This is a genomic window from Pontibacter ramchanderi, from assembly GCF_002846395.1.
Taxonomy (GTDB): Bacteria; Bacteroidota; Bacteroidia; order Cytophagales; family Hymenobacteraceae; genus Pontibacter; species Pontibacter ramchanderi.
Window position 1 is genome coordinate 963069 of the sequence record NZ_PJMU01000001.1, and the last position, 12902, is coordinate 975970.

General features: G+C 43.6%; 8 protein-coding genes. 3 read left to right on the top strand and 5 right to left on the bottom strand.

Translation table 11 applies throughout. From position 1 onward, the window contains the following. The first annotated feature begins 1 nt into the window (after position 1). The 3 genes from BD749_RS04115 to BD749_RS04125 all read left to right on the top strand — a co-directional run bounded on the left by BD749_RS04115 (position 2) and on the right by BD749_RS04125 (position 6373). Entirely contained in the window at positions 2-4078 is a 4077-nt protein-coding gene (locus tag BD749_RS04115) for an NACHT domain-containing protein (protein ID WP_101443088.1), read from the top strand. Between the two features lie 535 nt (positions 4079-4613). After that, on the top strand, positions 4614-5717 hold the full coding sequence (locus BD749_RS04120) for an AAA family ATPase (RefSeq protein ID WP_101443089.1): 1104 nt from the start codon (positions 4614-4616) through the stop codon (positions 5715-5717). After that, the gene (locus BD749_RS04125; RefSeq protein ID WP_101443090.1) at positions 5717-6373 is read left to right on the top strand and encodes a DUF4276 family protein; all 657 of its coding nucleotides are present in this window, start codon (positions 5717-5719) and stop codon (positions 6371-6373) included. The genes BD749_RS04120 and BD749_RS04125 overlap by 1 nt, the downstream gene beginning before the upstream one ends. Before the next feature lie 207 nt (positions 6374-6580). Here the strand turns inward: BD749_RS04125 and BD749_RS04130 are convergent, their stop codons facing one another. The 5 genes from BD749_RS04130 to BD749_RS04150 form a co-directional block, all read right to left on the bottom strand. Beyond that, the gene (locus BD749_RS04130) at positions 6581-6982 is read right to left on the bottom strand and encodes a response regulator (RefSeq protein WP_101443091.1); all 402 of its coding nucleotides are present in this window, start codon (positions 6980-6982) and stop codon (positions 6581-6583) included. Between the two features lie 14 nt (positions 6983-6996). Then, on the bottom strand, positions 6997-9297 hold the full coding sequence (locus BD749_RS04135) for a PAS domain-containing sensor histidine kinase (protein WP_101443092.1): 2301 nt from the start codon (positions 9295-9297) through the stop codon (positions 6997-6999). 292 nt (positions 9298-9589) lie between these two features. Beyond that, positions 9590-10192 (bottom strand): ankyrin repeat domain-containing protein, encoded by a 603-nt coding sequence (locus BD749_RS04140; RefSeq protein ID WP_245868693.1) that lies wholly within the window; start codon positions 10190-10192, stop codon positions 9590-9592. Between the two features lie 59 nt (positions 10193-10251). Further along, positions 10252-11610 (bottom strand): amidohydrolase, encoded by a 1359-nt coding sequence (locus BD749_RS04145; protein ID WP_101443094.1) that lies wholly within the window; start codon positions 11608-11610, stop codon positions 10252-10254. An 81-nt stretch (positions 11611-11691) separates the two neighbouring features. Then, positions 11692-12540: an AraC family transcriptional regulator gene (locus BD749_RS04150; protein ID WP_101443095.1), complete on the bottom strand. Its 849-nt coding sequence runs from the start codon at positions 12538-12540 to the stop codon at positions 11692-11694. Positions 12541-12902 lie beyond the last annotated feature (362 nt).

Below are 12902 nucleotides of genomic sequence, written 5' to 3' on the forward strand. Positions count from 1 at the left end.
CATGAGCTCAAACTTTATACAACCTTCTCTTGTACATAACCTGACAATTGACGAAGCTCTTAAGCCAAAAGAAGATAAACTAGACATTGATTGGTATTTATCAAAAAAAGAAGCGCAGAAACCTAATTTCACGTGGGATGACTTATTTGGCAACGACTCCTCTTCTATAAGAGCTATGGTATTGGGAGAACCGGGAAGCGGGAAATCAACACTTTTAAAGCAAATATTCAAGCAGGCAGGCATCAGACAAAAAGAAGCAGCGTTTATTCCATTGACTTCAGTGGAGAAGGACATGCGTGCTGCAATCGAAGATGCCCTACAAGTTGACGCAACACACTCAGAAGAAACTGATGAAGGTACCCGCTATAGAACAAAGAACTTCAAATTGGAAAATGAGAGCTCCTGCATTGTTTGTTTCGATGCATTGGATGAGGTAAGTGAGCATGCTTTCAATAGGGTGATAGATCAGATTAAATCATTTTGCAATGACTACCCAGACATCACCATACTGGTCAGCTGTAGGAAACACTACCTAAGCCACTCCCATGCTAAGCTCAGGCAATTAGAAAACTTCTCTTTTATAAGCGTACTCCCCTTCAACACCACTCAAATTAGAGAATTCCTAAAAGGGGAGCTCGGTGCGAAAGCTACCCCTGATACAATAGAGGCTATCCTGCAAAAGTCAACAACCAATGCAGGCAACTCTATTTTAACTACTCCCAGGTACCTGAAAGTATTCTCTGATTTACTTTCATCAACTTCTTTAGAAAAGGTACTAGATTTAAAGCGAGCAGATCTATTCGAGAAAGCGATCTACCACAAGTTGGAGACAGAAATTCTAAAAGAGAACCAGAAAGGTGACAAGTCCATCAAACCCAATGAAGGGATCATTACAAAGCGCGTTTTAGAAAAGCTCGCGCTGGTTATGGAAATCTATCAAAGGAACAAGATTACGAAAGAGGAGTTGGTTACTTTTATGGATGAAACTTCCTCAAACACGAACCTGATTTTCTTAAACCACCTCGATATTGACATATTCATCACCCGGGTACTTAAAAATATAGAAGATAACTTGGAATTTGACAACACAGAGTTTCAGGAGTATCTGGCTGCAAAAGAACTACTACGACTCGGTCGGAAAAGCCAGATACTCTATGACCTGATCATTGAGCCAAACTTCCAGCACATCCACCGAAATTGGTACGACGTGTTACGCTATGTAGTAGAGATCGAGCCGGCACAGGTTGTTCCTTTAATTGAGCACCTCAACCTGAAAGGAAAAAACCCTATAGCAGATGATTTCTTCAGACTTTTTTCCACAATAGAAGCTAGCCAGTTGAATGAAGAACAAAAGCGAATTGTCTTTAATGGCATCTTCTCTTACTTTCAAAAGAGCACCTTCTACCTTGGCTATGAACAAGCTGCAAAGTTGAGCCAGTTTTTCATCCCCGCTAATCATGAAATGCTCCACTCTGAACATGCCCAAGCCAAGTCCGATCAGAATAACAGGAGGTTGCTAAACATCACGATAGCTGTTTACTATCTTTTGGAAGGAGGCTGCTTAACTAGAGAAGAAACTCTACTCTGGAGAAAAATTCTTCTGGATCAGTCTAATATATCCTCACAAAAACTTCTGCAGACAAATAGTCTACGAGCCCTGAGAAAGTTCAAAGATATTGCATTGTTCGAACAGCTAAACGATACGATCGCTTCGAGTGAACAGGAGGTACAGGAGGTTTTCCTCTTCAGCTGCTGCGAAGTTGCACCCGACAGCTCCTACACACTTGAAAAAGTGGTGACATATCTGAAGCAAAACAGAGAACATGCCGAAAGACTACTAACTAGCATCACCGGTTCAAGCTCTCTGACGTTCATTTTTAATGAAATGCTTAAGGATGAGGTCATGCTGAGAAATGTGACAGAAAATTTCAGTGGGTACAGCTATCATAGCTTTGAAAACATCATGAAGGCCTGGAATGAGGAACTCGAAGCTGCTATCAAAGACTTACTTACCCACTTGCTGACGAAGGACAGAAACTACCTCTATAATGCAGAAAGTTTCATAAAACAGATGGTAACTCTACTGTGCCAGAAGCAGGAAACTTATTTTTTTGAGTTTCTACGCCTGTTGCCGAGTGAGGCTTTCTATTCTAGTTATGAAGAACTATTAGCTAGGCTCTTAAAACCGCATCAGGTAGATAACTTTGTGCAGTTACTAAAGAGCAGCAGGCACAGAGAATTCCTTGCCAAAAGCGTACTGCGTCGTGTTCGCTACGTGGATAATCCTCTGGGTGAGGATGTATACACAGCAGGAAGGGAACATTTTCCTGAAATGTATGAAGCCTGGGACGCTGCTCCTTCCGAAGATAATTTCTTACAGCAACGCGTGCAGTCTGATTACAAGAGATTTCAAGATGAGTTGGGGACAGAAGACGGTGCTTTTAACCCGGAAGTTTTTTCCACTTTTTACAACAACATGCAATCCCTCCAACCTTTAGTACAGGAGGCTGAATTGCAGCGGCTGAAAAAAAACCTGCTTTTCATCTTCAGTAGCCTGAAAGTAGCGAATTACCGCATCATGGTTACACAGGTAACTGATACCAGCAAAAACATCCATGCCAGCAACCGGTATTTCTTTTCTTTTGGTTTATATATCCGGCTTGCCTTGGACTTAGGACTTGCACAGGAATTAGCTCCTTACCGGTCCAAGATTATTAGCTACCTGGCCGTCGCCTCCGCCAAGGAGATTGAACTTATTGTGGAACACCTGGGAGAATTTACTGATGAGGATATCCAGCAACTACTTGACTTCTGCTCAGGCAGGACTGACGATTTACTGATTAGCTCTCCGAGAGGCTTCTTGAAAATGGTAGAGATCGTGCAGCGACAGGAGCTGATACCTATACTCCGTGCTTTTGTAGAAGAGCCGAAATTGCATCCTTATGAGAAAGAAGAGGCCTTGGAGTGCCTTGGAAGAGTTTTTCCAGACAAACAATACCTTCAGCACATATTCGACACCAATGTAAATGGTCAAAATCTGAGTTTTGCACGTATTGCCAACGCATATCTAATCAGTAAATTTAAGGACAAGTCAGCTACCGAATGGCGCTTTGATCAGGCAAAAAACTGGAGAGATAACCCCGGTGAAAACGGCATTTATATAAGAGATTGGGAACTAGAAGCTTTCGGGCCCTCTTATTTTGCCTGTGCATATAATGCTATTGACCCGTACCTAATCCCCTTCTTCCAGGATTTACTTGTCTACACTATTACTATTAGGAAGGAGGCAAAGCACCTAGCTTATAGCAACTATCTCCAAAATGCCATTTACCTATACTATGACAATTTAAAGGCTTTAGGCAGCTACGTTTATCTGAAAGATCTTAAAAAGTTCATAGATTCCCTGCCCCCTAGCAGCCAAGAAACGGGTTTTGAGCAACTGCTGCGAAACCTTGAACTACAGTACATTGAGCACATTGGAGCACCGGATAACATGGCTGATTGCGTAAAGCGTTACAACGAACTGAAGGCAAAGACTTACCTTCCGATAACATCTGTCCTAGAGTTAAGACACGTTATCGAGGAAGTGCTGAACGGAGATGTTACTACATTCATACATCAAGAAGGCTTTTACCGCTCTATTGCCACAATAACTGGTAATGCCGCATCTAGTAAGGGTAAAGCATCGCATGTGAGCGAAGATACCATCCAGAAGACCTTGAAAGTGCAGATTGAGAACGGCCTATTAAAAAGGGGCTTTCGGCATGCCGATATAATAAGGGAAGCCCAGCTTTACGATGATAAACGGCTTGACCTGCTTGTGAGCTATGGCTTCATAGGTCCTGTTATGCTGGAATTAAAGCTGCTCCACAATAGAGAAGTAACTGATGCTAAGGTAAGAATAGATTATAAGGAAAAGCTAAAACAGTACCTAGCCGGTTCCCATTCATCCTACGGTTTTTACGTGTTGTTTAAAGTAAAGAAGAGTTTATCGGCAGATAATGCATATCAGAAATTAAAAGAGGAATATAAGGATTTGGAAGCTGTTACTGTTAAAAAAATCGATTGCCTTAATTAATCTACACTGTGGTTTTTTGAATACTTAAAATAGTTGCTTAAGTGAGGTAAAACCTTATGAATATGGTTTGATAAATTCATCCATTGGTTTATTTGAAAGCCTCTCAGTTTATACTGAGAGGCTTTTTTAGTTTCGAGTACTAAATTGCTACACTTCTGCTACCTCCTCATAAATTTACCTGAAAAGTACCAGTCAGATAGGGCATAAGCTTCTATTGTTTACTCTAACCTTTAATGTTACTTGCTTAGCTTACCACATTTAGCCTAGGTTCATTTTACTTATTAGTTTTCTTAGATGCAAAATCCGATATTACATGAAATCCATTTATTCCAAGTTTGTTTTCTCTCTTCTAATTGTGAATTCTTTCTCGCTTATCAATTCACTCTTAACTTTCAATACTTAGCACACTACTTGGTTAAGGAGCAATAAAAAATCATGTATTTTTATCTAAATTGCGTTTATATCATATATTAGGTTGCATGTAATTAATATCTTAAATTTTTCTAAATAATATCAATATGGTCTCACCATTGTTATGCTCATAGACAGAATATATATTAAAAACTTTAAGTCTATTAGAGATTCAGGGGATGTTTTCATAAAGCCGTTGAATATACTTATTGGACCTAATGGAGTTGGGAAGTCAAACTTTATCTCTTTTTTCAAACTCCTTAATAGCATCTCAGAATCCAAACTACCATCTTATGTGGCAGAAAATGGCTATGCAGATAAGATTTTATATTTCGGGAAAAAGAAGTCAAAAGAGTTAGCTGGCGGCATCATATTTAGAACTATTAAGAATACTAATAATCGTTATGATTTTGTGTTAAAACCAGACCAAGCTAATGGATTTTATTTCGAAATCGAGACTGGAGGGTATAATAGATATTCATCAGGGTATAATGAAAGCTGGGACTATATAACCTTAGAATCCCAGGGTGAAAAGAATAGCGGTATTAAGGATCATACCGCAGACCGCTTTTTCTATTTAGGAGAGTATTTTAGGCAATTCAAGATATTTCATTTTCATGATACTAGTAGTAGTGCTCCACTAAAGCAGCCATCAAAAGTTAGAGATAACTCCTACCTAAAAGAAGATGGTAGTAATCTTCCATCCTTCCTTTATAGAATTCAGCAACAACAACCATCACAATTTCGGTTGATTGAATATGCAATTCGTTCCATAGCTCCATTTTTTGAACAATTTGATCTTAAGCCAGACAATTTAAATCAAGATACAATTTTCCTTACTTGGAAAGAGAAAGGGTCTGATGATTATTTTAATGCTAATGATTTATCTGATGGTACTTTAAGATTTATAGCTTTAACAACACTATTACTACAAGCAGAACCTCCTAAAACAATTATTATAGATGAACCTGAATTAGGTCTTCATCCTTCTGCAATAAACAAATTAGCTGCACTAATAAAAGCAGCCTCATTTAAATCTCAGATTATTGCTTCTACACAATCAGTTAATTTGCTGGATCAGTTTGAGGCCAATGATATAATTGTTGTAGATAGAGAAGATAATCAATCAACCTTTAAGAGGTTGAATAGTGAGCAATTACAAGATTGGCTTAGTAATTATACCATTGGTGAACTCTGGGAGAAAAACGTAATAGGAGGCACACCATAATGAGAGTACTGAATATTATTGTTGAAGGCCCAACAGAAAGAGAATTTGTAAATGGATGTATTGCTCCTTTTTTCCATGAACACGGATTATACAACATAAGAACTATCGGCATTGAAACAAGCCCTGGGCACAAAGGTGGTGATGTTAGATATGCTAGATTTGAACCTAATGTTAGAACTCTTTTACGAGGCAAAGAAGATATGATTGTAACTTCTTTGATCGACTTTTATGAACTTAGATCAGATTTTCCAAAATATCAAAATTCGCTAGCATTTAAGGACGTACAACAAAGAGTAGAATTTCTCGAAAACGCTTGCTATGAAGATATAGGGGATGAAAGATTTGTACCTTATATACAGCTGCATGAATTTGAAGGCCTACTATTTACTAAGATGGATGGGTTCAAATTTTTAGACATACCTAGCACTAATAGAAAGCTGCTACAAAATATAATTAATGATCATCCTAATCCAGAAACAATAAATAATGGTCCACAGACCGCACCTTCTAAAAGACTACTACATTTAATTCCTAACTACCAAAAAACTTTTCATGGCCCTTTCATAGCTCTCGAGAATGGTTTTGACTCTATTATGGAAAAATGTCCACGATTTTACAGCTGGATTAACAAGCTATTGGAGAGAATGAAAGCTTAAATGTATTTTTTTCTGCTTTGCATTTTTATAAGCATCGAACTTACAAACCTCCCGCCAACTGCAGGTAAACAATCAATGCAGCCAAATCGCTGTGGATAAAGTTCGATAATTCAATCCTTCGGTCTACAAAAGCCGCTTCAGCTAAACCTGGAGCGGCTTTTTTGTTTCCACCGGCCTATACCTGAGGTATAGCGAATGCTAATCTATTTATGCCGGGAAGTGCTCGTCCAGCAAACCTGATATTTTCCCTGATGTCAGAGGCTTGTTCAAAAAACCGGCAATAGGCAAATCGGTAAAGCAGGCGAGGTCCCGGGGGTGATTGGAAGTGGTCAGGATAATGACCTTGATCGTTTCTTTCCCCTCTATAGCCAGCTCTTTATATGCTTGCATAAACTCTATCCCGTTCATAACAGGCATGTTGATGTCCAGCAGAATCAGATCCGGAGTATTGTTAGGAGAGGTCTGTTGCTCCAGCAATTGCAGGGCGACTTTGCCGTTAGGGGCTGTCGTTACCTGCTCCACACCATCGATCTTTTCCAAAAGCGTTTTGTTTACATAATTCGCAATGGGATCGTCATCTACAAGCAAAATGTTGGTGAGTTTGTTCACGTTGTATTAACTGGTTAATCTTTAACTGGCGTTTTTTTAATAAAGACCCTGAACTCAGTCCCCGCTCCTTCTTCGCTGGATACAGCGATGTAGCCGCCTGAGCCTTCAACCATTTTCTTGACCATGTACAGCCCTATACCTGTTCCTTCTACGTGATCGTGGAAACGCTTGAACATCGTAAACAATTGCTTCTGGCTTTGGAGTGATAAGCCCAGGCCATTGTCCTTTACAGTGAGAACATGATAGTTCGGTTGCTCCTCACAGCCAATGCGTATAACAGGCACTCGATCGGCAGCAGCATATTTCAGGGCATTGGAGAGCAGGTTTAGAACGACACTCCGCAGATTTTTCTCTGAGAAGTAAATATAGGTACACGCATCAACAGCTACCTCAATAGCGGCGGCAGATGCCTTGATGTGAGGTTCCAGATCCAACAGCACTTCCCCAATGAGTTCCCCCAGGTCTAACCTCGTAACCGGGCTGGCACTTTCCTGCTGAAGTTTCACCAGGTCGGTCAGGCTGGCAATCGTGCGCTTAAACCGATCCATGGACTTTTCCATCAGGCTTATGATGTGTCCTATATCGGCATGCTGCGAGTCCAGACCGGCCAACTCCTCCGACAGCAACCCGATAAGCCCCTCAATGTTGGAAATAGGTGCCTTCAGGTCGTGTGATGCTGTATAGATAAAGTTGTCCAGATCATTGTTGATGCGAACCAACTCCATATTTTTTGCCTCCAGCGAAGCCTCGGCCTTCTTTTGTTCGTTGATATTGGTATTGGTGCCAATCCAGCGCAACACGTTGCCCTGCTCGTCCTTTACAGGATATGCCCTTGTCAGAAACCACTGATACTCCCCTTTTGCGTTCCGCAAAGGAAAAGTCAGCTCCCAGTTGTCGCCGGACTTCCAGGCTTGCGATACAAAAGCCACGACACTAGCCACGTGGTCCGGGTGATGTACTTTCTCCCAACCCCACCCGATCATCTCCTCCAGCGAAGTACCCGTGTAGTTGAACCAACGCTCGTTATACCAGTAGATTGACCCTTGAGGGTCCGCCATCCAGGCCAGGTTTTCGATATTGTTGGCAAAGGTACGGAATTGCTCCTCGCTCTCCCTCAGAGCCAGCTCAGCCTCCTTGCGCTTTGTGATGTCGTGCGTAACGGCCAATTGTGACCGCCCGTTTTCTCCTGGGAGCGGCACTGCATGGGTTTCCATCCTGCGCCTTTTGCCTTTTAGCCCGATGATGTCGAACTCCCAGCTCAGGTTGTTTCCTTCGCAAACTCTTAAATGGTTCTTCTTCCAGGTGGTGCGGTGTTCCGGCGCTATCACATCCAGCACATTGACTTTACCCAGCAATTCTTCATCACCTTCAATCATGTGCAGGCCGGACTTGTTCATGTAGTTGAGCAGGCCATCCGGCGATACGATCTTGATGCATTCGGGCGTGGCTTCAATGATCGCCTGCAATCGGGCCTCACTTTCCTCTACACGCTTTTTAGCCAAAACCAGCTCTGTCACGTTATGAGCAATGCTAAATACGCCGCTTGGCTCTTTATCAAAAGGGTTTTCGTAGTAAGGCTGACAAACAATGTTATAATAATAGATAGCTTCATTGCCATCAATAACCCGCTTGGTAGGATATTCTGAATACGCGAAGGTCTGACCAGTCTTACGCACCTGATCCAGTATTTCGGCAAAACCCTGGTGCTTTGCTTCAGGTATAGCTTCAAACAGCGGCTGCCCGATAATGTCTTTTGATTTATTGTAGAAACGGAGCATGTCATCATTGCTCAGCTCGATGATGTTCTCGGGACCAGTCAGGATACAAACTGCCAATGGCGCTTTTAGAAACAGGCTATACTTTTTCTCAATGCTTCTGAGGTCACTTACTCTTGTCTCGGCAACTATCTTATCAGTAATGTCCTGGGTAGTGTGCAGGATATAAAGCAACTTGCCCGAACTATCAGTTACGGGCCTGCTGTTGGCAGACCAGTAGCGTACTTCAAACCCACCGGAACCATCGGGCACATCGTAGCGCACTACAGGTATTTGGTCCAACACCCTGTTTTCGACAGCATTTTTCAGAGAGGTTCTCAGACTTGTAGGACCAGTTGCTGTGATCGCATCCGGGTTTTCGGGGTATACCTCAAACACACCCTTCCCCACTACCTCTACGCGCTCCATGCGGGTATTGTGCAAGAGTTCATCGCTGATGGCAAGAATCGTATACTGGGGTGCATTTGGCTTCAGAACCAGAAAACTGCCCGGCATCGTGTTAAAGATCGACTCAAAGTCTAGGTTTTGTTCCTGATGCATGCGGTTAATACGTATGAAGAAACCAAAGTTAGGGTAATATATTGGTTGGGACAGTAAACAAACCAACTTTGATTAAGTTTTGTCAAGCCCTAAAAAAAATCTTTTTCTAAAAGCTTCCCTGATTAACGTATAATTTCACATCAACGAAATCCTAATCATTATAAAGCCTCCTATTGCTTGGGGTTTTGTTTCTAAACGAAAACGATGCTACCGCAAGCGGCCGATATCTTTAAAAAGAGTGGCCTCTTGCGGTAGCATGATCAAAATTATTAAAACCAAATGGTCAGGATTCTCAACCTGCTTTTTCCAGCACCCTGGCAATTTCGGTGAATCCCATTTTGCGGGCGTGCTGCAGCGCGGTTACGCCATCCTTATCCGGAATATTGATGTCACAGCCAGCGTCTACCAGTGCCCGGACTACCGCTACATAGGTTCGGGAACCATCTCCCAGCACAACGGCCTCCATCAGCGCTGTCCAGCCCAGTCTGTTGACGTGGTTTATCGGAAAGCCCTTGGTATTAGCCAGCAGCTTTACCACCTTCAGGTGCCCTCGCTCACATGCCGGAATCAGGGCGCTGCCGTTGTAGCGATTAAACACATCAAAGCGGGCTCCGTTTTCCAGGTATAGTTTCACCAGGTCCGTATACCCTGCTGCGCCGGCATACAAAAAAGGACTGTCTTTTATCGCGTCCTGCTGGTTGGCATCGGCGCCGTGCTTCACCAGCAGCTGTGCCATCCCCAGGTTGTTTTGCCGCGTAGCAAGGAGCAGCAGCGACCTCTTCTCGGTATCGGTCGTGTTCACATCCGCTCCATTCCGAAGGGTAGTTGCCACCGCATCTAATTGGTTATTTTTAACGGCCTCTACCAGGAATTCTTGTGTGGCAGGTATATGCATAGCAGTTTCTATTTGGCAGGAAGTGAGCAATAAAAATGAAAATATTAAAAGCAGTGTGTTCATACGGCACTTGTTTGATACACGATTTTTCCCTTGTGAATCAATGATCTCACTTGAGACACACGCGAAACAGCTTCTGCGGAGCAACTGGCGTCCACCAGTACCAGGTCGGCTTTGTCGCCTGCCTGCGGCCACTGCCTGTGTCCCTCATCATCCAGTGGCAAAACGTTGTGGGTCGCCAGTTTCAGGCACCGGGAGAGTTCGAACTCGGAGGAGTAGCCATATAGCTGCGCCATTAAATTGGCTTTCTGCAGAATGCTACCCGTACCAAAAGTGTTCCAGTGGTCAACGATGGAGTCGTTGCCCGTGCGCACATCTACACCATACTTATACAGCGTTGGGATCGGCATAACCCGTTGCCCGATGGGAATGGTAGATATAATGCCTATTTTGGCGGCGGCCAGTTTCTCAGCCACTCCCTCCAGCTTCTTCTTTTCAAGCTCGGCCAGTACAAAACAGTGACTGAGAAAAGTTTTGCCTTTCAGGGCAGGGTACTCGTTTACACGGTCGATGAGGTATTCCACCGTTTTCAGACCGGAGGTACCGCCTTCGTGCAGGTGTATGTCGATGCCCTTTTGGGTATCCAGCGCCAGCTGCACCACAAAATCCATGCTCTTTTGCATATTACCGTCGACAGCGCCGGGGTCCAGACCACCTATATAATCAATGCCCATGGTAGCGGCTTCTTTCATCAGCTGCTCTGATTGGGAGCGCAGGATGCCATGCTGTGGGAAGGCAACCAGTTCTGCCCCGAAACTATCCCGTTTATGCTCCAAGGCCTTTTGCAGCTGCTTCAGGGAGTTGAGCTGTGAGGTAGGTTCGATGTTGACGTGGCTTCGGGCAAAGTTAGCCCCATGTGACTGCAGCAGCTCGATAAGTTTTTCTGCCCGCTCGGTAGCTGTTGGCAGCAGCTTCGGGAGTATCGCTTGCTCGTAGGCAATCATATCCTGCACCGTTCTGTTCTTTTTGCGCCGTGCCTGCCACGTGCCCCCATAAAAGGTTTTGTCCAGGTGAATGTGCATGTCTTTAAAGGCGGGCAGCAACAGCAGGCCCTGCGCATCCAGGGCCTGCGCACCTGGGTTGTTGGGCAGTATCGTCTTTATCTGACAATCGCTGATCCCGATGGTGAACAAGTCTGTCTTTGTGCCGATCACTTCCTCACCTTCATACTCAAATCCCGTTTCCAGTCGCACGTTCTTAAGCGTCAAGGCATTGCCCACAGTCAGATACTTGTCTTGCTCAGTAACCTTTGGTTGTGCCGTAGCCAGCACACCTGTACAGGAGGCCAGGCTACTACTGGCAAGCAACAAAGCAGAACTTTTAATAAAATCTTTTCGAGTGATCGGTTGTAGTGCCATAAAGCGGTCTTTTTATTCAATGCAAAGTTAGTCCCCCTATCCTCAGAACAGATGCGCGGTTTCTGCCAAAACTTGCAAATTTTATAACTGCTCCCGGAAAGACCTTGGTGAAACACCTGTTTTGCTCTTGAAAAAATTCGAGAAATGGGCCAGGTCACTGAAACCCAGATCGAAGGTAATTTCCTTTACTGGCAGTTCGGATGCGTGCAGCAGGCGCTTGGCCTCCAATACAATGCGGCTATGAATCAGAAACAGGGCTGGCACTTGCAGATGCCTTTTGCAAAGTATGTTCAGGTAGTTGGCCGATATGTGCAACTGGTCGGCATAGAAGGCGACGGTCTTTTGCGCTTTATAATTTACATCTACCATCTGGTAAAAGCGCATCAGCATTGGCACCGTTCGGAATACTTCCAGGTAATCGTGCCTATTTTCAGCTTCGCGACTAACTAACTGGGCAATTAAGCGGTTCCTAAGATTAACGATATCCCAGTGCACAGGCATTATACCTAGTTCTGCCTGAATAGCCTTGAACTCATATTGTAATTTGGTAAAAGTACTGGTGGAAAGCTGGAGGACCGGTTGCAGTTGGTATAACACAAAGGTAAGCTCCAGCGAAGACGTGAATTTATCGAAAACCGGGCGGTCGATCATCAGCTGACAGGCAATCGTGTCCTCACCCAAAACCCAACTGTGTACCTGGCCCGGGAAAAGCAGATGCAACTGATTGTCTCCTACATCATATTGCTTAAAATCGATGGTATGTGTACCGCTGCCTTTCTCAAACAGAAGCAGCATAAAAAAGTCGTGCTTGTGCGGCTTTTCAATAAGCTGCTTCCCTTCTATCATGTGGAACTGAAGCCCATGCTGCTGCTGAAGGTCAGGCTGAAACTCCTGAATGCCAAGTACCGGAAAATTATCTTCTGGCTTCAAAGCTTTGAGGTTAGACGAATGAACATAATTACATCACCTGGATGAGAGGTATACAGCGATCAGTTTTAGCGACAACTCATGGTGCATGATTGTCTACGCAATTTTAATCCTAAAATACCTTTGTATTTCGAACAGTGGCATGCTCACCCTTCGAAAATTTCTTCCCATACCTTATGCAGGCCGAAACTTCGGCGAAGGATACGAAGCCCCCGATTTGATTTTAAGGGAATCATCCGCATCTTTGAGGCGTAATGAATTAACATGATACTTTTTCTCCGCAACATTTTCACCCTACACTGTATCGCACCCAGCATTCCCCTAGCTTTTTCGCCTGCGTGATCACACTACACCTGCTGATTACC

Bases quoted from the DNA above. Each gene is read 5' to 3' on its own strand.
- BD749_RS04115 (WP_101443088.1), top strand. From the start codon at position 2: ATGAGCTCAAACTTTATACAACCTTCTCTTGTACATAACCTGACAATT.
- BD749_RS04120 (WP_101443089.1), top strand. From the start codon at position 4,614: ATGCTCATAGACAGAATATATATTAAAAACTTTAAGTCTATTAGAGAT.
- BD749_RS04125 (WP_101443090.1), top strand. From the start codon at position 5,717: ATGAGAGTACTGAATATTATTGTTGAAGGCCCAACAGAAAGAGAATTT.
- BD749_RS04135 (WP_101443092.1), bottom strand. From the start codon at position 9,297: ATGCATCAGGAACAAAACCTAGACTTTGAGTCGATCTTTAACACGATG.
- BD749_RS04140 (WP_245868693.1), bottom strand. From the start codon at position 10,192: ATGCATATACCTGCCACACAAGAATTCCTGGTAGAGGCCGTTAAAAAT.
- BD749_RS04145 (WP_101443094.1), bottom strand. From the start codon at position 11,610: ATGGCACTACAACCGATCACTCGAAAAGATTTTATTAAAAGTTCTGCT.